At 63.8% G+C, this 20,031-nt stretch carries 14 protein-coding genes and 3 pseudogenes; 10 read left to right on the top strand and 7 right to left on the bottom strand.

Annotated elements, in window-relative coordinates:
• The first annotated feature begins 10 nt into the window (after positions 1 to 10).
• Positions 11 to 1,216 (top strand): PHB depolymerase family esterase, encoded by a 1,206-nt coding sequence (locus CWS35_RS04735; protein WP_168226268.1) that lies wholly within the window; start codon positions 11 to 13, stop codon positions 1,214 to 1,216.
• A gap of 20 nt (positions 1,217 to 1,236) precedes the next feature.
• Here CWS35_RS04735 and CWS35_RS04730 read toward each other — a convergent pair whose 3' ends face one another.
• Positions 1,237 to 1,905 carry an MBL fold metallo-hydrolase gene (locus tag CWS35_RS04730; protein WP_024584652.1) on the bottom strand — a complete coding sequence of 223 codons (669 nt, stop codon included), beginning with the start codon at positions 1,903 to 1,905 and terminating at the stop codon, positions 1,237 to 1,239.
• 145 nt (positions 1,906 to 2,050) lie between these two features.
• Here CWS35_RS04730 and CWS35_RS04725 point away from each other — a divergent pair, with 145 nt between their 5' ends.
• Together CWS35_RS04725 and CWS35_RS04720 are read left to right on the top strand one after the other, a co-directional pair.
• A complete protein-coding gene (locus tag CWS35_RS04725) occupies positions 2,051 to 2,896 on the top strand; it encodes an RMD1 family protein (protein WP_245438872.1) in 846 nt (281 codons plus the stop codon).
• 92 nt (positions 2,897 to 2,988) lie between these two features.
• A pseudogene (locus tag CWS35_RS04720) lies at positions 2,989 to 4,604 on the top strand (alpha-amylase family glycosyl hydrolase).
• Between the two features lie 68 nt (positions 4,605 to 4,672).
• Here CWS35_RS04720 and CWS35_RS04715 read toward each other — a convergent pair.
• Positions 4,673 to 5,790: pseudogene (locus tag CWS35_RS04715) on the bottom strand (VWA domain-containing protein).
• 207 nt (positions 5,791 to 5,997) lie between these two features.
• Here CWS35_RS04715 and CWS35_RS04710 point away from each other — a divergent pair.
• Positions 5,998 to 6,480: an MmcB family DNA repair protein gene (locus CWS35_RS04710; protein ID WP_024584656.1), complete on the top strand. Its 483-nt coding sequence runs from the start codon at positions 5,998 to 6,000 to the stop codon at positions 6,478 to 6,480.
• A gap of 153 nt (positions 6,481 to 6,633) precedes the next feature.
• Here the strand turns inward: CWS35_RS04710 and CWS35_RS04705 are convergent, their stop codons facing one another.
• Together CWS35_RS04705 and CWS35_RS04700 are read right to left on the bottom strand one after the other, a co-directional pair.
• A complete protein-coding gene (locus tag CWS35_RS04705; RefSeq protein ID WP_024584657.1) occupies positions 6,634 to 7,188 on the bottom strand; it encodes an ActR/PrrA/RegA family redox response regulator transcription factor in 555 nt (184 codons plus the stop codon).
• Positions 7,189 to 7,322: 134 nt separating this feature from the next.
• A complete protein-coding gene (locus tag CWS35_RS04700) occupies positions 7,323 to 8,645 on the bottom strand; it encodes an ActS/PrrB/RegB family redox-sensitive histidine kinase (protein ID WP_024584658.1) in 1,323 nt (440 codons plus the stop codon).
• Positions 8,646 to 8,753: 108 nt separating this feature from the next.
• Here CWS35_RS04700 and CWS35_RS04695 point away from each other — a divergent pair, with 108 nt between their 5' ends.
• From CWS35_RS04695 to CWS35_RS04685, 4 genes and pseudogenes are all read left to right on the top strand, one after another.
• Positions 8,754 to 9,560 carry an ABC transporter ATP-binding protein gene (locus CWS35_RS04695; protein WP_024584659.1) on the top strand — a complete coding sequence of 269 codons (807 nt, stop codon included), beginning with the start codon at positions 8,754 to 8,756 and terminating at the stop codon, positions 9,558 to 9,560.
• Positions 9,557 to 10,228 (top strand): annotated as a pseudogene (locus CWS35_RS39950) (ABC transporter permease); the annotation flags it as partial. The gene CWS35_RS04695 and the pseudogene CWS35_RS39950, both read left to right, overlap by 4 nt.
• A 279-nt stretch (positions 10,229 to 10,507) precedes the next feature.
• The gene (locus CWS35_RS39945) at positions 10,508 to 11,836 is read left to right on the top strand and encodes a polyhydroxyalkanoate depolymerase (RefSeq protein WP_168226438.1); all 1,329 of its coding nucleotides are present in this window, start codon (positions 10,508 to 10,510) and stop codon (positions 11,834 to 11,836) included.
• 198 nt (positions 11,837 to 12,034) lie between these two features.
• Positions 12,035 to 12,874: a M48 family metallopeptidase gene (locus CWS35_RS04685; protein WP_080890911.1), complete on the top strand. Its 840-nt coding sequence runs from the start codon at positions 12,035 to 12,037 to the stop codon at positions 12,872 to 12,874.
• Positions 12,875 to 13,034: 160 nt separating this feature from the next.
• On the opposite strand, the gene CWS35_RS04680 is transcribed toward CWS35_RS04685, so the two are convergent.
• On the bottom strand, positions 13,035 to 15,287 hold the full coding sequence (locus CWS35_RS04680; protein WP_100951029.1) for a PBP1A family penicillin-binding protein: 2,253 nt from the start codon (positions 15,285 to 15,287) through the stop codon (positions 13,035 to 13,037).
• A gap of 136 nt (positions 15,288 to 15,423) precedes the next feature.
• Here CWS35_RS04680 and CWS35_RS04675 point away from each other — a divergent pair, with 136 nt between their 5' ends.
• A complete protein-coding gene (locus CWS35_RS04675; protein ID WP_024584664.1) occupies positions 15,424 to 15,849 on the top strand; it encodes a DUF1330 domain-containing protein in 426 nt (141 codons plus the stop codon).
• Positions 15,850 to 16,049: 200 nt separating this feature from the next.
• Here the strand turns inward: CWS35_RS04675 and CWS35_RS04670 are convergent, their stop codons facing one another.
• Positions 16,050 to 17,276, bottom strand: a complete 1,227-nt coding sequence (locus CWS35_RS04670; protein WP_100951027.1) for an ABC transporter substrate-binding protein — start codon at positions 17,274 to 17,276, stop codon at positions 16,050 to 16,052.
• A 358-nt stretch (positions 17,277 to 17,634) separates the two neighbouring features.
• On the opposite strand from CWS35_RS04670, the gene CWS35_RS04665 reads away from it, so the two are divergent.
• Positions 17,635 to 18,723: an IS30 family transposase gene (locus CWS35_RS04665; RefSeq protein WP_245438871.1), complete on the top strand. Its 1,089-nt coding sequence runs from the start codon at positions 17,635 to 17,637 to the stop codon at positions 18,721 to 18,723.
• Here CWS35_RS04665 and CWS35_RS04660 read toward each other — a convergent pair.
• Entirely contained in the window at positions 18,720 to 19,940 is a 1,221-nt protein-coding gene (locus tag CWS35_RS04660; protein ID WP_043855229.1) for an ABC transporter substrate-binding protein, read from the bottom strand. The genes CWS35_RS04665 and CWS35_RS04660 overlap by 4 nt on opposite strands.
• Positions 19,941 to 20,031: the final 91 nt, after the last annotated feature.

Genomic DNA, 20,031 nt, shown 5'->3' with positions numbered 1-20,031 from the left:
GGAGTTGCTGTTGTCTCTGGTCAACAACGTCGAATTCTTGCGTCATCTGCCGAAGATGAGCGGGTTCGGCGGCCTCGGCGCGCTCGCGCCGGCCATACCGACGCCGCTCGTCGAGACGACCGAATTCGGCGTCAACCCAGGCGCGCTGAAGATGTTCTGCTACGTGCCCGAGCAGCTGGCGCGATCGCCCGCGCTCGTCGTGGTGCTGCATGGCTGCGGCCAGACCGCAGCGTCGTACGATCTCGGCGCCGGCTGGTCGACTTTGGCGAAGCATTACGGCTTCGCGCTGCTGATGCCCGAGCAGCAGTCCGTCAACAACGCCAACACTTGCTTCAACTGGTTCGACCCGGAAGACATCGCGCGCGGCCAGGGCGAGGCCGCATCGATCAGGGAGATGGTCGGTCACATCGCCGGCACGCACAAGATCGATCCGCGCCGGATCTTCGTCACCGGACTTTCCGCCGGCGGCGCGATGGCGGCCGTCATGCTCGCGACCTATCCCGACGTGTTCGCGGCCGGCGCCGTCATCGCCGGCCTGCCGTTCGGCGTCGCCGGCAATCTGCGTGAGGCCCTTGGCGCGATGATGCAGGGAAGCGCATTGTCGGCGCCGGAGCTCGGCGACCTCGTGCGCAACGCGTCGCCCCATAAGGGCGATTGGCCGCGGATCTCGGTGTGGCATGGCAGCGCCGACCGCACCGTGCATCCGGGCAATGGCGATGCCATCGTCCGGCAATGGCTCGATCTTCATGGCCTGCCGCTGAAGGCGATGTCGAAGTCTGATGTCGACGGCCATCCACGCGAGGTGTGGTGGAACGCCGACGGCCAGACGCTGGTCGAATCCTATTCGATCACCGACATGGCGCACGGCACGCCGCTCGGCCTCGCCGGCAATGATGAGCGTTATGGCGTCGAAGGTGCGTTCCTTATCGAGGCCGGAATCTCCTCGTCGTATCACATCGCCGAGTTTTTCGGTCTGACCGATCAGGTCCGTCAGCCGCAGATCGCGCCGACCGGCGTGCCGCGAGAGCGTGCGGACACGATCTCGATGACGATACCGGTGCCTGCCGATCAGCCCGAGCCGGCAGCCGGTCGCAGCAGCGGTCGGCCGGCAAAGAAGCAAGCCAGGCAGCCGGGCAAGCAGCGCAGCAACGGCGTCAATGTCAGTGGTGTCATCACGCGGGCACTGACCGCCGCGGGGCTGATGAAGCAGCCGTAAGGCGATGCGCGAACGAGGCGCTACATCTCGCCGGTCAGGAACGGGTTGGTCATCCGCTCCTGCCCGATGCTCGATCCAGCGCCGTGGCCGCAGATGAAGCCGACGTCGTCGCCGAGCGGCAGCAGCTTTTCTTTGATCGACTGGATCAGGGTCGGGTGGCTGCCGCCGGGCAGGTCGGTGCGTCCGACCGAGCCGGCGAACAGCACGTCGCCGACATGGGCGAAGCGCAGCTCCTTGTTGAAGAACACCACGCTGCCCGGCGAGTGGCCGGGGCAGTGCAGGATGTCGAAGGTGAGGTCGCCGATCGAGACCTGATCGCCCTCGTCGAGCCAGCGGTCGGGGCCGAAATTGCGGACGCCTGTCATGCCGAAGCGTTCGCCGCTCGAGACCACGTTGTCGAGCAGGTACTTGTCGGCGATATGCGGCCCCTCGATCTTGACCTGCAACGCGTCGCGCAGATCGGCGGCGCCGCCGACATGGTCGATATGGCCGTGGGTCAGCCAGATTTTCTCGACCGTCACGCCGGCCTGCGCGATCGCCGCCTGGATCTTCGGCACATCCCCGCCGGGGTCGATCACCACGGCCTTCTTGGTCGGCTCGTGCCAGATGATGGTGCAGTTCTGCTCGAACAGCGTCACCGGCACGATCATCGCGCCGGCCTTCGGTTTGGTTTCGGTTGTCTCGTTCATGGAGCCACCATAGGCCACCGGAAAATGCCGTCAACATGCACCGGAAATGCCGCTGCACCGGGCGTGTGATCCCAAAACGGACCGTGATAAGGTCGCGTCGACAGAACAAATACATGGGCAGGCCGGTCCGCGGCCGTTCTCGATCATGAACCAGGTCCCCGTAGTCCCGAACTCGATGACGACCCAGGCTCTCAAACCGCCGCTCGGCGGACCCCGAACCACGGCCCGCGCCTTCTTCGTCGCGGACCGTATCAACACGTCCGGGCTCGAGCGCGGCGACGTGCTTGCCACGACGCCGTTGGCTTTTCGCGTCAATGACAATGGTGTGGCGATCCTGTTCCGCTACGGCGTCGTCGTCCTGATCGGCCTCAACGCGTTGGAGGAGGATGAATTCCTGCGCAGCCTGCAGTCGCGCATGACCGGCCTGTTCACGCGGCGCGAGGAGGAAATCGCGATCATCGAAGTGGCCGCCGACAAGGAAGACCAGATTCCGCCGGGCGGTCCGATCTACCTGCAAAGCCTGTCGCCGGAACGGCTGATCCTGGTCGGGGAGGCACTGGCGAAGAGCGTGGTGCTGGCGCGGCACGAGCGCGAGGTGCGCGCCGTGTTCGATTCGACCGAGCCGTTCGCGCGCGAACTCGCCAAGGACGGCCGGGTGCTCGGCGGCCGCGTCGCGATCCTCAAGCACATCGGCAACGCGCTGTCGGTGCGGCATCGCGTGGCTGGGCCGGTCGAGGTGTCGGAGAAGCCCGACATCCTCTGGGACAAGCCGCAGCTCGAACGGCTCTATGCCCGGCTCGAGGACGAGTATGAATTGAAGGAGCGCGCGGAATCGCTCAACCGCAAGCTCGCTGTTGTGGCCGAGACCGCGCAGGTGTTGACCGATATCATCGACACCAGCCGCTCGCTGCGGCTGGAGCTGATCATCGTGTTCCTGATCCTGTTCGAGGTGCTGATCACGATCTATCAGCTCGCCATCGCCCGGCATTGAATACCGCCATTTTTCCGTCCCGAATTGTGCGTCATCCCTGAACGGCTGGATCGCCTCGGGGACACGGGCGCGACGACGGATTGGGGAGCGGGATGGACCAGGGTGACCGGGACTGGTGGCGGCGCGGCATTTTCTATCAGGTCTACCCGCGTTCGTTCGGGGATAGCGACGGTGACGGCGTCGGCGATCTCAGGGGATCATCGCGCATCTGCCCTATCTGATGCGGCTTGGCGTCGACGCGGTCTGGCTGTCACCGGTCTTCCCGTCGCCGATGGCCGATTTCGGTTACGACATCTCCGATTACACCGGCATCGATCCGCTGTTCGGGACGATGGAGGATTTCGACGAGCTGGTCGCGGCCACGCACGATGCCGGCCTCAAGCTGATCCTCGATCTGGTGCCGAACCACACCTCCGACCAGCATCCCTGGTTCATCGAGGCCAAGAGCTCGCGCGATAATCCGAAGCGTGACTGGTACATCTGGCGCGATCCGGCGTCGGATGGCGGGGTGCCCAACAACTGGCTGTCGGAGTTTGGCGGCAGCGCCTGGACCTATGACGAGGCCTCGGGCCAATATTACTATCACGCCTTCCTGGCGCAGCAGCCCGACCTCAACTGGCGCAACCGCGAGGTCAGGGACGCAATCTACGACGTCATGCGCTTCTGGCTGCGCAAGGGAGTCGACGGCTTTCGTGTCGACGTGATCTGGCACCTGATCAAGGACGCCGAATTTCGCGACAATCCGCCGAACCCGCATTATCGCGATGGCCGGCCGCCGCATGAGAGATTGCTGACGCAGTATTCGACCGACCAGCTCGAAGTGCACGCCGTCATCACCGAGATGCGCCGGGTCACCGAGGAGTTCGGCGACCGCGTGCTGATTGGCGAGATCTATCTGCCGCTGCACCGGTTGGTCGCCTATTACGGCAACGATCTGCGCGGTGCGCAGATGCCGTTCAATTTCGCGCTGCTATCGACCTTGTGGAGCGCGCGCTCGGTGGAGGCGATCGTCGCCGATTACGAAAAGGCGTTGCCGCCGGGCGCGTGGCCGAACTGGGTGCTCGGCAACCACGACCGGCCACGGGTGGCAAGCCGGGTCGGGCCCGCGCAGGCGGCGGTCGCCGCGATGCTGCTGCTGACGTTGCGCGGCACGCCGACGCTCTATTACGGCGACGAGATCGGCATGCGCCAGGTCGCGATCGCGCCGCATCAGGTGCGCGATCCCTGGGAGAGGAACGTGCCTGGTCTTGGCGTCGGCCGCGATGGCTGTCGCACGCCGATGCAATGGAACGCCGAGCGCTATGCCGGGTTCTCGACCGCCAGGCCTTGGCTCCCGCTCGCGCCGGATTTTGCAAGCGACAATGTCGCAAGCCTCGAGGCGGATGCGGCGTCGATCCTCAGCCTCTACAAGGCGTTGATCGCGTTACGACGGAAGCTGCCGCAGCTCGTCCATGGCAGCTACGAGCCGGTGGCTGCGCATGGCGATGTGCTGCTGTTCCGGCGCCGCGCCGCCGAAGGCGTTGCCGTGGTCGCGCTGAACTTCGGCGCAGCGCCCGCATCGGTCTCCTCCAGCGCGATCGGCTTCAGCAATGAGGTGCTGCTGTCGACCTTCATGGACCGGCAGGGCGAGAAGGTCGAAGGCATCCTCGATTTGCGCGCCAATGAAGGCGTGATCCTGGGGCCACCGCTGGATGTCGCGACCGAGTGAGGTGAGCATGTCGGTCAGGCCCCCGCCCCCGCAAGCGGGGGCGGGAAGTGATAAAATTCGGCTGATCTCTACCGCTTGATCTGTGCTTTCAGCGTGTCCTCGACCACGCGATCGAACGACGATGCCTTCGGCGCGCTCTTGCGGTGCTCGGCGACGTATTTGTCGCGCTTGGCGACCAGGGCCGCGAGCTTCTCGTTCAACGCCTTGCGTTGCGCGATCTGCCTGTCGATCTCCGCGGCGCGTGCCTCGGGCTTCATGGCGCGGAGGTTGTCGGGCAGGTCCTCGTCCTTGACCTTGGCGATCTCGTTGCGGCCGGCCGCGACGTCGGCGACGAGGTCGCCATCGCCGGTGACCGCTTCCGACGTCGCCTTCGCCCGCTTGTTGATGAAGCTCGCCATCTCCGAGGCGCGCGCCGGCGATGCCGCGGCGACGCTGGCCAGCTGCTGGGTCTTGGACTCCGTTCGCTTTTGCAGCGCGCGGGGCCGTAGGGGATCACCGTGCCGTTGATCTCGCGTTGCAGGATGATGATGTCGTCGTCGAACGGCGTCTCGATGGTGACGATCTGGCCGCCATCCTGCGGGATCGGGATGAACTCGCCATTGCCGTTCTGGGCGATATCACGCCATACCCGTTCGGTATCCTGCGCATGGCCGGCGAGTACGGCGTTGACGATGATGCCGCGTTGCTTGGCGACTGCGAGCGTAATCGGATATTTGGTGTCCTGTGCATAATCCATATGCGGCGGGGCGTCGCCGACGAGGAACACGATGCGCGTGTTGTCGGGCCCCTGCGTCCACTGCATCTTGTTGACGGCGACGTCGAGCGCCTCGTTGACGCTCTCCGGCCAGTCGCCGCCGCCGCGCGCCTTCAATTCCAGCAGGTTGGCATAGAGATCCTGGATGTCGCGGGTCAGTTCGACCTTTTTGGTTACATAGTCGTCGCCGATGTCACGGTAGGCGATCAGGCCCATCCTGATGTCGGCGTCGGGATTGGAATCGACGATCGCTGACGCGATCGACCAGATCTTGCGCTTGGCGCCCTCGATCAATCCGCCCATCGAGCCGGTGGTGTCGAGCACGAACGCGACTTCGACCACAGGCTTGGCCATGGCCGACGACAGTCCGGCGGATAGCGGCAGGGCTGCGAGAGCGAAGACGAGTGAGCGAAGTGTGATGCGTGACCGCATGGGTCTCTCCTTCAGTGTTTCGTCCCTCGGTATCCAGGTTCCACCGGCTTCGCGGTGGCTTGAGGCCGAAACCAAGGCGCCTTCCTCGCGAATTTGCGGCCGATTCCGGCGCTGCCGTTGGCCTTCATGCGCGCGAGCATTGCCTTGACGAAAAACCGGATTCCACTTTTCCGGATCATGCTCGATGGAATCGGCTAGTCTGGGAGGATGGAATCGCCTGCCCGCCAGATCGCGCTCGTGCCCGCGCCCGACCGACGTCAGTCGGAAACCGCGCTTGCGATCGCGCGCGGCACCGCGCGGCTTCTGCGATCGCTGGGATTTTCCTGCATCAGCGAATTGCCGCTGCCGTCCGGCCGAAGGGCTGATCTGGTGGCGTTGAATGAGCGCGGGGAGATCTGGATCGTCGAGATCAAGTCGTCGGTCGAGGATCTGCGCGCCGATCAGAAATGGCAGGACTACCGGCTACATTGCGACCGGTTGTTCTTCGCGTTCACGCAGGATCTGCCGTGCGAGATTTTTCCGATCGACACCGGCCTGATCATCGCCGACGCCTATGGCGCGCATCTGCATTGCGAGGCGCCGGAGCATCGCCTGCCGGCCGCCACCCGCAAGGCCATGACGGTGCGCTTTGCGATGGCGGCGGCGCAGCGGATCAACCGCCTGGTCGATCCGCAGGGGCATGAGTTTTAGAAGCGTGATTCGGTAGGATGGGTAGAGCGAAGCGAAACCCATCAACTTTTCCTCCGCGCGGAGAGATGATGGGTTTCGCTGCTCTCTACCCATCCTACAAAAGCAAATGGCCGGGGCGAGCCCGGCCATCGCGAAAACAGATGAAGCGATCGCTTAGCGCGGCGCGCGCTTGGCGAGAATGCGCTGTAGCGTGCGGCGATGCATGTTGAGGCGGCGCGCGGTCTCCGAGACGTTGCGGTTGCACATCTCGTAGATGCGCTGGATGTGCTCCCAGCGCACGCGGTCCGCCGACATCGGATTGGCCGGCAGCTCGGATTTCTCGGTACCGGTCGCGAGCAGCGCGGCGACGACGTCATCGGCATCGGCGGGCTTCGACAGATAGTCGACGGCGCCCATCTTCACCGCGGTCACGGCGGTGGCGATATTGCCGTAGCCGGTGAGCACGATCGCGCGTGCTTCGGGACGCTTGCGCTTCAACGCCGAGACGACGTCGAGGCCGTTGCCGTCACCGAGCCGGAGGTCGACGACCGCAAAAGCCGGCGCGGCGCGGCCGATCTCGGCGATGCCGTCGGACACCGTATCGCATGACTTCACTGAGAAGCCGCGCGTCTCCATCGCGCGCGACAACCGTTCCAGGAACGGCTTGTCATCCTCGACGATGAGGAGCGATTTGTCAGCATGGTCATTCAGTTCAGTGATTGCGTTCACGATCCATTTTTCCCTGTGGCAGACATGCATAATATGGGGTTGCACTGGGGCGCTGCCAAGGCAGCCGAAAGTCGCGTGCAAGTCCGGAAAGAACGATGCATCCGGTATGCCAGAGGTGCGATTGAGAACCGTTCTTAAGATGTCGTGCCTGTGTCTCCCGCCGCTTCCTCGAAGCGATCGCGCGGCCAGACGATCTGCACCACGGCGCCGTGATCGGGGAAAGTGCGATTGGTAAACGACACCTTGGCTCCGGTGCGTTCCAGCAATGTCCTTGCGATGAAAACCCCCAAGCCCAAGCCCCCACGCGCATTTTGGGCCTCATCCGCGCCCCGGCGGCGCGACAGATACGGCTCGCCGATCCGTTTCAGCATGTCGGGCGCGATGCCCGGGCCGTCGTCGGAAACCACGATTTCGATGGTTTCCGCATTCCACCAGGCGTTCACCTCGACGGTCTGATGCGCGAAATCGACCGCATTTTCCAGAATGTTTCCGACGCCATAGAGGATCGCCGGATTGCGCGCGGCGACCGGTTCGGGGGTTGCTGCGACAGCAAGCCGCACCTTGATATTGATGCCGAAATCGCGATGCGGCGCCACCGCCTCCTCGATCAGGGTCGACAGCTTCATGTTGTCGAACGGCGCGCCGCTCGATGACAATTGCGCGATCTTGCTCAGGATGTCGCGGCAGCGCTGCGCCTGTTCGCGCACGGTCTTCAGGTCGCCGGCGATCGCCGGGTCATGCGCCGTCTTCTCGAGCTCGCGGGAGATCAGGAAGATCGTCGACAGCGGGGTGCCGAGCTCATGCGCGGCAGCGGCGGCGAGGCCGTCGAGCTGGGTCAGATGCTGTTCGCGCGTCAGCACCAGTTCGGTCGCGGCCAGCGCATCGGAGAGCTGGCGCGCCTCCTCGGTCACCTGGAATGCGTAAAGACTGGTGACGCCGATGGCGAGCAGGATCGAAAGCCAGACGCCGATCAGATAGATCGGCGGCAGCACCAGCGGATCGTCGCCGCCATCCCATGGCAGCGGCAGATGGTAGAAGAAGAGCGCCGAGGCGCAGGCGACCGCGAGGCAGCCGAGCGCGATCGTCAGCCGGATCGGCAACACGGTGGCCGAGATCAGCACCGGGACCAGGAACAGGAACGAGAACGGGTTCTGCAACCCTCCGGTGAAGTACAACAGCCCACCGAGCTCGACGATGTTGAACGCGAGCAGCGCCGCCGCGTAGGCCGGCTCCAGCCGCTGCATCGGGTTGAAGGCGATCTGTAGCGCCAGATTGAGCAGCGCCGAGAACGTCACGATGATGACGCAGGGGACGATCGGAACGTCGAACTCGAGTCCCTGCGCCACAATGAAGATCGCAACCAGCTGGCCGAGCGCGGCAAGCCAGCGCAGCCGCAGGATCGTATCCAGGCGGACGTAGCGGCGGGGTTGGCGGAAATCGGAAGCGACGTCGGTCATCATCTCGGGACTTTAGCTGTGCCGCGGGCGGCGCACAAATTCGCGGCTTAGCGCAAGGATGCAGGCCAAGCCTTGCGCTTATTGTCGCAATGGCTCAATGACGGCCGTATGCAACAGAGCGGGACGGGTCACGGACAAGCGCCCAATCAGCCGTCGGTGGCCGATTGGGGCGGATCGGCCGCGATCGACGTTGCCCAGCTGGTCAAGGTCTACAAGACCACCCGCGCGGTCGACGATATCTCGTTTCGCATCGCGCGCGGCAGCATCACCGGGCTGCTCGGCGGCAACGGCGCCGGCAAGACCACGACCATCGCGATGATCATGGGCCTGGTGCTGCCGACCTCGGGCAGTGTCAGCGTGCTCGGCGCAAAAATCCCCGAGCAGCGCTATGACGTGCTCGGCCGGATGAATTTCGAGAGCCCCTATGTCGACATGCCGATGCGGCTCACGGTGCGGCAGAACCTGACCATTTTCGGCCGCCTCTATGCCGTGAAACATCTGCGCGAGCGGATCGGCCAGCTCGCCGCCGATCTCGATCTCACGGAATTCTTGGACCGTTCCAACGGCAAGCTCTCGGCCGGGCAGAAGACCCGCGTCGCGCTTGCGAAGGCCTTGATCAATGAGCCGGACCTGCTGCTGCTCGACGAGCCGACCGCCTCGCTCGACCCCGACACCGCCGATTGGGTGCGGCAGCATCTTGAGACCTACCGCAAGACCCACAATGCGACCATCCTGTTGGCATCGCACAACATGCTGGAGGTCGAGCGCCTCTGCGACCGCGTCATCATCATGAAGCGCGGCAAGATCCAGGACGACGACAGCCCCGAGCGGATCATGGCGCGCTACAACCGCGACACCCTGGAGGAGGTGTTCCTCGACGTTGCGCGCGGCCGGGCGCGGGAGGGCGCACCATGAGCGAACTCGTCAGCCATCAGCCGCGCGGGATTTCATTGCAACGCATCAACGCGATGGTGCTGCGCTATTGGTATCTCCTGATGTCATCATGGCCGCGGCTGCTGGAGCTGATCTACTGGCCGGCCTTGCAGATCATCACCTGGGGATTCCTGCAGAATTACATCTCGCAGACCTCCGGCTTCTTCGCCAAGGCCGGTGGCACGCTGATCGGTGCCGTGATCCTGTGGGACATCCTGTTCCGCGGTCAGCTCGGCTTCTCGATCTCGTTCCTGGAAGAGATGTGGGCGCGCAATCTCGGCAACCTGATGATGAGCCCGCTGAAGCCGATCGAATTCCTGCTTTCGCTGATGATCATGAGCCTGATCCGGCTCGCGATCGGGGTGATCCCGATGACGCTGCTGGCGCTGTTCTTCTTCGGTTTCAACTTCTACGCCATCGGGCTGCCGCTGATCGCCTTCTTCTGCAATCTGATCTTCACCAGCTGGTCGGTCGGCGTGTTCGCCTCCGGCCTCGTGCTGCGCAACGGGCTCGGTGCCGAGAGCATCGTCTGGACGTTGATGTTCGCGGTGATGCCGCTGGCCTGCATCTACTATCCGGTCGAGGTGCTGCCGGCCTGGCTGCAAGTTGTCGCCTGGGCGTTGCCGCCGACCTACGTGTTCGAAGGCATGCGCTCGCTCCTGATCGATCACGCCTTCCGCGCCGACCTGATGGTGTGGGCGCTGGTCATCAACGCCATCCTGTTTGCTGCCTCTTTTGCGGTCTTCCTTGCCCTTTTGCAGAGCGCCAAGCGCAACGGTTCGTTGCTCGGGGTGGTGAATAAATGTCACTTTCACGTGGATTTTCGGGGTTTTAGCCCGATATCGGCTCCATATTCGGCTCGCGGCGCATTGACGCATTGTTACGCATTGGTCAGTATGCTGCGGCGCAAACAGGGGTCTGAAAATACTATGCCCATCGGTGAATTTGGCGGTGCCCCGCCACTGGCGGCGGAAGGCAGTCCGGCACTCACGACGCCGTTGTACTGGATGTATGAGATGGCGCATGCGTCGCTCAACCCGGTACGCGCGGTGACCGACGCCACCAAGATCCTGTTTCAGAATCCGCTCAATCCGTGGACGCATACCGAATTCGGCAAGTCGGTCGCCGCTGCCTGCGAGCTGTTCGAGCGCACCACGCGCCGCTACGGCAAGCCGGACTGGAACCTGCCGACGACCGAGGTCAACGGCGTCCGCACGGCGGTCGAGGTCCGCTCTGTCTGGGAGAAGCCGTTCTGTCGCCTGCTGCATTTCGATCGCAAGCTGACGCGGCCGTTGCGCTCGCCGCAGCCGCGCGTGCTGATCGTGGCACCGATGTCGGGCCACTATGCGACGCTGCTGCGCGGCACGGTCGAGGCCTTCCTGCCGACGCATGAGGTCTACATCACCGACTGGGCCGATGCGCGCATGGTGCCGCTCGCGGCCGGCCGGTTCGATCTCGAGGATTACGTCGATTACCTGATCGAGATGCTGCACGCGCTCGGCGGCAACATCCACATCGTGGCGGTGTGCCAGCCGTCGGTGCCGGTCGTTGCGGCCGTTTCGGTGATGGAAGCCAACAACGACCCGTTCGTGCCGTTGTCGATGACGTTGATGGGCGGCCCGATCGACACCAGGCGCAATCCGACCGCGGTCAACAACCTCGCGGAAGAGCGCGGCATCGACTGGTTCCGTAACAATGTCATCACCAAGGTGCCGTTCCCGCATCCGGGCGTGATGCGCGACGTCTATCCCGGGTTCCTGCAGCTCAACGGCTTCATCAGCATGAACCTCGATCGGCACATGGACGCACACAAGGCGCTGTTCGCCAATCTGGTGAAGGGTGACGGCGATCTCGTCGACAAGCACCGTGAGTTCTATGACGAATATCTCGCGGTGATGGACCTCACCGCCGAGTATTACTTGCAGACCGTCGATCTCGTGTTCGTCAAACACGCACTGCCGAAGGGCGAGATGACCCATCGCGGCAAGCCGGTCGATCCGTCGAAAATCCGCCGTGTCGCGCTGATGACGGTGGAAGGAGAGAAGGACGACATCTCGGGTCTCGGTCAGACCGAGGCGACGCATGCGCTCTGTACCGCGATTCCGAACCATCGCCGCGTGCACTATGTGCAGAAGGGCGTCGGGCACTACGGCGTGTTCAACGGCTCCCGGTTCCGCTCCGAAATCGTGCCGCGGATCTCTGATTTCATGGTTTCGGCGGCCAATACGCGGCTTTCCCTGGTCGCCGCGGCCGAATAGGTATCACCCCGGCCGCGATTATCGCGGCCCCGCAAGCCATTGATTTAACTAAATAAATCTCAAATCGGGCAAGGCCCAAGTGATGAATTTAATTTCATCTCTTGGGCCTTTTTCGTAACCTTGATTCATCAGAAAAATACCGGTTCCGACCCCAGCCGGTAGAGGTCATTTAGCGGCGGACCCCTGTATATTGGGCAAATGATTTGTTTTTGCGCCGAGCGCTTTCCCTGGCGGCGGATATGGCAGACTTCGGGCGAACTCCTGCTCCCCGGACTCTCAGAAATGGCTACTCGCGCGCTCCTCTATCGGCGGCCTGCCGAACCGTCGACTATTCTGGTCAGACACGGCTCCCAATTCTTCACCGTCAGGTTGCGCCGGCACCGACGCGCGCGCCGCTACACGCTCAGAATTCATCCAACCGATCGAGAAGCGATCCTGACGATGCCGCCGCGCGGCACGATCGCCGAGGCCAAGGAGTTCGCCAATCTCCATGGCGGCTGGATCGCCGCTCGTCTCGGCCGTTTGCCGAAGGCCGCACCGTTCCAGCCCGGAACGGTGGTGCCGTTGCGCGGCGTGCCGCATCGGCTGGTGCACCGCTCGGGTGAGCGCGGCACGGTTTGGACCGAGACGCGCGACAGCGGCGAGAAGATTCTTTGCGTCGCCGGCGGCGTCGAGCACATGGACCGCCGGGTGCACGACTTCCTCAAGCGTGAGGCGCGCAAGGATTTGCAGAAGGCGGCGCAGTTGCATGCCGCGGAACTCGGCGTGCGGGTGCGGCGGATCTCGATCCGCGATCAGTCCAGCCGTTGGGGTTCGTGCACTTCGGCGGGTTCGCTGTCATTCTCGTGGCGGTTGATCCTGGCGCCGCCCTTCGTGCTCGACTACCTCGCCGCGCATGAGGTCGCGCATCTCGTCGAGATGAACCATTCGGCGCGGTTCTGGCGGGTGGTCGACAAGGTCTGCGCGTCGGTCACGCGTGCCAAGACCTGGCTCGATACCCACGGCAACGACCTGCATCGCTATGGGATTCAGGAGTAGGCAACCTCTCCAATCCGACCTCCGCTGTCATCGCCCGCGAAAGCGGGCGATCCAGTATTCCAGAGGCGCCTGTTTTCAATCGAGAGGCCGCGGCGTACTGGATCCCCCGCTTTCGCGGGGGATGACAGTTGACGTTGCGGCGCGACTTGCCGTCTCACGCTTACCGGAACAACCGATCGGCCAACCAGCCATCGAGCCCGGCTGCCGCCTCCGGCCGCGCGTTCGGGTTGGGTGGCGGTGATGCGCGCGTCGGCGTCGGTGGTGGCTGCCGGTAGTAGCCGCCGGAGGGGACCGGCACCGGCTGTGGCGCCTGCATCTGCGGTTGGATCTGCATCGGTGCGGACGGTACCGATGGCGCGGTGATCTGCGAAGTGATCTGCATCAGGTTCGCCGCTCCCCAATTGCCCTGCGAGTTGGGGATCGCTGCGACCGGCACACCCTGATGCGCTGCCTTCATGAAGCGGCTCCACACTTCCACGGGAAGGCCGCCGCCGGTTGCCTTCTTGGTCGGCGAATTGTCGTCATTGCCAAGCCAGACGCCGGTGACGAGCTTGGCGGTGTAACCGATGAACCAGGCGTCGCGATAATCCTGGCTGGTGCCGGTCTTGCCGGCCGCGGTCCAGCCGGGGATCTCCGCCTTGCGCGCGGTGCCCGAGATCAGCGTTTCGCGCATCATGCTGTTCATCATCGCGTCATAGCGCGGCTCGATCACCTGGTTCGGCGGATCGGCCGGACGGTCGTAGAGCAGCTTGCCGGAACTGGTCTTGATCCTGGTCACCACATGCGGCGACGCGGCGTAGCCGCCATTGGCGAACGGCGCATAGGCGCCGACCAGTTCGAGCACGGACACTTCCGAGGTGCCGAGCGCGATCGAGACGTTGGGCTCTAGCTTGGAGGAGATGCCGAGCCGGTGCGCGGTGCGCACCACGTTCTTGGCGCCGACCTCGACGCCGAGCCGCACCGCCACGGTGTTGAGCGACATCGCCAGCGCCTGGGTCAACGTCACCGAGCCGAAATATTCGTGGGTGTAGTTCTCCGGCTTCCAGCCCTTGATGTCGAGCGGCGCGTCGGTGCGGATGGTGTCCGGCGTCAGCCCGGACTCGACCGCGGTGAGATAGACGAATGGCTTGAACGCCGAGCCCGGCTGCCGCTTCGCGGTCACCGCCCGGTTGTATTGGCTCTCGGAGTAGTTCCGGCCGCCGACCATGGCGCGCACCGCGCCGTCCGGCGTCATCGCCACCAGCGCACCCTGGCTGACATCGAACTTCACGCTCTTGGCGGCCAGCTCGTCGATCACGGCGGCTTCGGCGACGCTTTGCAGCTTCGGATCGATCGTGGTCTGCACCACGATGTCCTGGTCGATCTGGCCGACCAGATCGTCGAGCACTTCGCCGATCCAGTCGGCGACATAGTTGACGGTGCCGGCGCCGGCCGGCTTCACCGCGATCGACGGCTGGCCGATCGAGGCCTTTGCCTGCGCGTCGGTGATGAACTTGGCGTCGGCCATTGCCGCGAGCACGATTTGCGCGCGCTGCTCGGCGCCCTCGGGGTTGCGGTTTGGCGCCAGCCGCGACGGCGACTTGACGAGGCCGGCGAGCATCGCGGCTTCCGGCAGCGTGACGTTCTTCGCCGACTTGCCGAAATAGCGCTGCGCCGCGGCCTCGACGCCATAGGCGCCGGAACCGAAATAGACCCGGTTGAGATAGAGCTCGAGGATCTCGTCCTTGGTGTGCTTGCGTTCCAGCCACAGCGCGAGCTCGGCCTCTTGCAGCTTGCGCTGCATGGTGCGCTCCTGGGTCAGGAACAGGTTCTTGGCGAGCTGCTGGGTCAAGGTCGAGCCGCCCTGCGAGACGCCGCGATGCAGGAGGTTGGTGATGGCTGCGCGTAAAATGCCGACCGGGTCGACGCCGAAATGCGAATAGAAGCGGCGGTCTTCGATCGCGATGAACGCCTTCGGCAGATAGGGCGGCAGGTCCTTCAAGGCGATGTTGGCGCCGGCCATTTCGCCGCGCTGCGCCAGCACTGAGCCATCCATGCCGACGATCTGGATGGTCGGCGGACGCTTCGGGATTTCCAGCGACTGGATCGGCGGCAGATGCGCGCCGACCCACACCACGACACCGATCACCGCGATGCCGGCCCACAGGCCGAGCACCGCGGTCCAATAGAACAGCCGGCCGATGCCAAAGCCGCGCGACTTGCTGCGCCGCTTGCTGCCGCTGCGCGACGGGCGTGGCCGCTCGCTGCCGGAATCGCTGCTCTTGTCGGCGCTCTTGTTTTTCGATTTGGCGGGCTTGTCGTCGCCGCCGCCGGGAATGCGATCGGAGGGCGACAGTCTGAGGTCGGCAAGCGCGGCCGGAAGCCCGAACAGCGGCTCCTTGCGCCCACCGCCTTTTTTACGTCCCCACGCCATCCGCAACGCTCACACCCTTCACGCGCGGACGCTAGCGTTCCCGGTTTAAGGGGCGGTTACGCAAAGCTTAACGGGGGATTAGGAGGTGGGGCGGTGCGTGCTAGATATGAGCGGAACCAATGAAAAGGAGCTCAACATGAGCCATATCGATCCGACCAAGGACGTCTTCGCGCAGTTCCGGGACAACAACCGGCCGGGCCCGATCCACATGCTCAACCTGGTGCGCTTGCGCGAATGGGCCGCCTATCCCGATGGCCGCAAGGCGACCGGCGCCGAGGCCTATGCGGCCTATGGCCGCGAGAGCGGGCCGGTGTTCGAGCGCCTCGGCGGCCGCATCGTCTGGCAGGGCCGCTTCGAGCTGATGCTGATCGGCCCGCAGGAGGAGCGCTGGGATCACTGCTTCATCGCGGAGTATCCAAGCGTTGGCGCCTTCGTCGAGATGATCCGCGATCCCGTCTATCGCGAGGCGGTGAAGCACCGCCAGGCCGGCGTGGAGGACTCGCGGCTGATCCGCCATGCCGTGCTGCCGGTCGGCAAGAATTTCGGCGAGATACCGAAGTAGGCGCGACGCGAGATACTGGTCCCGTCATCCTGAGGAGCCGCGAAGCGGCGTCTCGAAGGATGCACGGCCCTGCTGGTGGCCGTCGACCCTTCGAGACGCGCAAGGGCGCGCTCCTCAGGGGACGGTGAGGGAGTGCACGAACTCCAAAAACAAATCGGCGGCCCGGAGGCCGCCGATTGCATCTCAAATCTGCGCGAACGCTAGCCCGCCGCGCCGGTGTCCTCGAGGATCGGGCCGAACAGCTCCCAGCGTTCGCCGTTGAACTTCATCATCTGCAACTGCTTGTTGACGCGATAGTCGGTCGCCGAGGTGTTGGCCTTGATGCCCGGCAGCGCGATGTCGGTCGTCACGTCCTTCATCGATGCGGCCTGCTTCATGACGTTCTCGCGGGTCAGATTGTCGCCGCATGCCTTGAGCACGGTGACCAGCATCTGCGCGGTCGCGTAGCCATAGGTGTTGAAGTTCGAATCCTTGTCGCCGTCCGGATAGTACTTCGCCATGAAGTCGAAATAGCGCTTCAGGCCGGCATCGTCCTTCCAGGTTGGATCGAGCGGGTCCTTGCCGTAGTTGACGCTGATCACGCCCTTGGCCGCTTCGAGCCCGGCGGGCTTCATGACTGCGCCGACCGAGGTGGCGTTGATGTCGACGATCTGTACCGGCTTCCAGCCCATCTCGTAGATTTTCTTGATCGCCTGGGCCGCCTGCTTCGGTGTCGTGGCCGAGAAGAACAGGTCCGCGCCGGCATCCTTGATCTTGATGACCTGCGAATCGATGGTCGGATCGGACACTTCGTAGGACGCCTCCGACACGATCATCGAGGCCGCCTTGGCGCCGAGGCCGGCCTTGAGGCCGTTCAGATAGTCCTTGCCGAGGTCGTCATTCTGATAGAGCACGCCGACCTTGGCGTTCGGATATTCCTTGAGGATGTACTGGCCGTAGATTCGCCCTTCGACGAAGTAGTTCGGGTTGAAGCCCATCGTCCAGGGGAAGTCCTTCGGGTCGGTGAACTTCGAGGCGCCGGTGGCGGCGAACAGCTGCGGCACCTTCTTGGCGTTGAGATACTTCTGCACGGCGGCGTTCGAGGGCGTTCCGACGATCTGGAAGGTCAGCAGCACCTCGTCGCTCTCGACCAGCTTGCGCACCTGCTCGACGGCCTTGGGCGGCGAATAGGCGTCGTCATACTGGATCAGATTGATCTTGCGGCCGTTCACGCCGCCCTGATCGTTGATCATCTTGAAATAGGCGGCCTGGCTCTTGCCGATGGTGGCGTAGGCGGAGGCCGGTCCGGAGAAGGGGACGGTCTGGCCGATCTTGATTTCAGTATCGCTCGCGCCGGGATCGTATTTCTTCTGCGCGAAGGCCGACGTTGCAGACAGCGCAATCGCGAGCGCCGTTCCCGTGACCAGGTGGAAAATCCCATTCCTCATAATGCTGCTTTCCTCACGTGACTGATGGTTTGGCCGATGATCTTTCCCGCGGGTTCAAGGTCCCGCGGTCGCCATCGCTGGGCCGGGATACTGGCGGAACGCTTGCTGCGACGCAAGGCGAGCAATGCCGAAAAGGTGAGCGTTTTCAGTCAACGAAAGTAGGGGGCGACGCAAAAAAGGAAGGTCGTAGCTGGACCAGCACTTCACTGTCGTCCCGGCGGAGGCCGGGACCCATAACCACGAATGGTCATTGTTGAGGGATGCTGAAACGACACGTCCCGTTCGCAACACCCGCCGCGGAGTATGGGTCCCCTGAGTTCACAAACGAAGTGCAACACTTCCATCTGGAGGTGTTGCCATGGGGCGGACTTACAAGCAGCTCTGCCTGGAGGAGCGATGCGAGATTGCCAGGCTTTCGGCCGGTGGTAGCTCGATCCGGCAAATCGCGGCAGCTTTGGATCGCCCGCCATCAACGATCTCTCGGGAGCTGAACCGCAATTCTGGCGTTCAGGTCGGTTACAAGCCCAGCTATGCCCAGCAACAGATGCGAGCGCGGCGCTGGACGGGCTCTCGCCTCGAACGAGAGCCCGGCCTGCGCCGCGCGGTGTTGGAACGTCTTGGTCGGGGCTGGTCGCCCGAGCAGGTCGCCGGCCGGCTGGCGCGTGAGCACGGCCGCAGGGTGATCTCCTATGAGAGCATCTACCGCTTCATCTATGCCCAGCTCACCCGCACCTCGGACTTCAGCTGGCGACGCTATTTGCCGCGCGGCAAGAGCAAGCGCGGTCGTCGCGGCAAGCGGGGCGGCAGTCCCGCAAGCTTCATCGAAGGCCGTGTTTCGCTGGATCAGCGTCCCATCGAGGTCGCCGATCGCAAGACCCCGGGCCATTGGGAGGCCGACCTCATGATGTTCTCCAAATACGGTCAGCAGATCTTGGCCGTGCATGAGCGCACCTCCCGCCTGTTGCTCGGCGTCCCCCTCGCAAGCAAGCTCGCCTCCGGCGTCGCCCACCATCTCGTGCGCCTGTTCGAGGTCCTGCCACAACCGATCCGCCGGACCGTCACCTTCGACAACGGCACCGAGTTCGCAGCTCACCTTTCCTTGCAAAGCCTCTTGATCAAGACGTTCTTCTGCGATCCCCACGCCCCCTGGCAGAAAGGTGGCATCGAGAACGCCATCGGCCGCATGCGCCGCTTCATCCCACGCAACACCGACCTTGAGAAGCTGCCGACCCGCCGCCTTCGCAAGTCCATCGCCGCCTACAACAACACCCCGCGCAAATGCCTTGACTTCAAGACCCCGACAGAGGTCTTTGCTGCTCAAGTGTTGCACTTCGAGTGTGAATCCACCTCCCGGCTTTCGCCGGGACGACAGTGCGCGGGTGATGACAGCGGACAAGGTGTTCGACGGGTTGAACCGGAAGGCCGTCTGCGCGGCGGCCCGACCTAGCCCGCCGGCCCGGTGTCCTCGATGATCGGGCCGAACAGCTCCCAGCGCTCGCCGTTGAACTTCATCATCTGCATCTGCTTGTTGATGCGATAGTCGTTCGGACCCGTCGTGATCGACATGCCGGGCAGCGCCAGGCTCGGGACGAACTTGTTCAGGCTGGTCACCTGCTTCATCAGGTTCTCGCGGGTGAGGTTGTCGCCGCACTGCTTGAGCACCTGGATCAACAGCTCGGCCGTCGAGTAGCCATAGGTGTTGACGGTGTTGAGCTTGTCGCCCTCCGGGTAATATTTGTCCATGAAGGCGAAATAGGCCTTCACGCCGGGATCGTCCTTCCATTGCGGGTCGGCGGGATCCTTGCCGTAATTGGTCGAGATGATGCCCTTGGAGATGTCGAGGCCGGCCGGCTTCAGCGTCGCCGACACCGGGCTCGCATTGATGTCGAGGATGTGCACCGGGTGCCAGTCGAGGTCAGCGACCTTGCGGATCGCCTGCGCCGCGAATTTCGGCGTCGACGCGTCGTAGAGCAGGTCGACGCCCGCGGCCTTCAGCTTGACGATCTGGGAATCGACGGTCGGGTCGGTCAGCTCATAGGAGACCTCGGCGACGATCATGCTGGCGGCCTTGTCGCCGAGCCCGCTCTTCAGGCCGGTGATGTAGTCGCGGCCGAGATCGTCGTTCTGGTAGAAGATGCCGATCTTGGCGTTGGGGTGATTGGCGAGGATGTATTTGGCGTAGATACGCCCTTCGGACTGGTAGTTCGGGTTGAACGCAATCGTCCACGGCGCGTTCTGTGGATCGGAGAAGCGGGACGCGCCGGTCGAGGCGAGCAGCTGCGGCACCTTCTTGGCATTCAGATACTTTTGCACGGCGGCATTCGACGGCGTGCCGATGATCTGGAAGGTGAACAGTACCTCGTCGCCCTCGACCAGCTTGCGCACCTGCTCGACCGCCTTTGGCGGCGAATAGGCGTCGTCATACTGGATCAGGTTCAGCTTGCGGCCGTTGATGCCGCCCTGATCGTTGATCATCTTCATATAGGCCGCCTGGGTCTTGCCGATGCCGGCATAGGCGGAGGCGGGGCCCGAGAACGGCACGGTCTGGCCGATCTTGATCTCGGTGTCGGTTGCGCCGATGTCGTATTTCTTCTGTGCGGCGGCCGATGTAACCGACAACGCGATGGCAAGCGCTGTCGCAGCGAGCAATTGCACGCTCCTCATGTCCGTGACCTCCCATGTTGCCGATGATCTTGTCCGCAAGCGGTGGGCCAGCGGATGTCACCGTTGCCAGGGATGATGGAGGAAGGGCGCT

The sequence above is a fragment of the Bradyrhizobium sp. SK17 genome (assembly GCF_002831585.1).
GTDB lineage: Bacteria > Pseudomonadota > Alphaproteobacteria > Rhizobiales > Xanthobacteraceae > Bradyrhizobium.
The sequence above is the reverse complement of the archived record's forward strand: the minus strand, read 5'-3'. Positions and strand labels throughout refer to the sequence as shown.

Bases quoted from the DNA above. Each gene is read 5' to 3' on its own strand.
- CWS35_RS04660 (WP_043855229.1), bottom strand. From the start codon at position 19,940: ATGAGGAGCGTGCAATTGCTCGCTGCGACAGCGCTTGCCATCGCGTTG.
- CWS35_RS04685 (WP_080890911.1), top strand. From the start codon at position 12,035: ATGATTTGTTTTTGCGCCGAGCGCTTTCCCTGGCGGCGGATATGGCAG.
- CWS35_RS04700 (WP_024584658.1), bottom strand. From the start codon at position 8,645: ATGACCGACGTCGCTTCCGATTTCCGCCAACCCCGCCGCTACGTCCGC.
- CWS35_RS04725 (WP_245438872.1), top strand. From the start codon at position 2,051: ATGAACCAGGTCCCCGTAGTCCCGAACTCGATGACGACCCAGGCTCTC.
- CWS35_RS39945 (WP_168226438.1), top strand. From the start codon at position 10,508: ATGCCCATCGGTGAATTTGGCGGTGCCCCGCCACTGGCGGCGGAAGGC.
- CWS35_RS04710 (WP_024584656.1), top strand. From the start codon at position 5,998: ATGGAATCGCCTGCCCGCCAGATCGCGCTCGTGCCCGCGCCCGACCGA.
- CWS35_RS04680 (WP_100951029.1), bottom strand. From the start codon at position 15,287: ATGGCGTGGGGACGTAAAAAAGGCGGTGGGCGCAAGGAGCCGCTGTTC.
- CWS35_RS04695 (WP_024584659.1), top strand. From the start codon at position 8,754: ATGCAACAGAGCGGGACGGGTCACGGACAAGCGCCCAATCAGCCGTCG.
- CWS35_RS04730 (WP_024584652.1), bottom strand. From the start codon at position 1,905: ATGAACGAGACAACCGAAACCAAACCGAAGGCCGGCGCGATGATCGTG.
- CWS35_RS04675 (WP_024584664.1), top strand. From the start codon at position 15,424: ATGAGCCATATCGATCCGACCAAGGACGTCTTCGCGCAGTTCCGGGAC.
- CWS35_RS04670 (WP_100951027.1), bottom strand. From the start codon at position 17,276: ATGAGGAATGGGATTTTCCACCTGGTCACGGGAACGGCGCTCGCGATT.
- CWS35_RS04665 (WP_245438871.1), top strand. From the start codon at position 17,635: ATGGGGCGGACTTACAAGCAGCTCTGCCTGGAGGAGCGATGCGAGATT.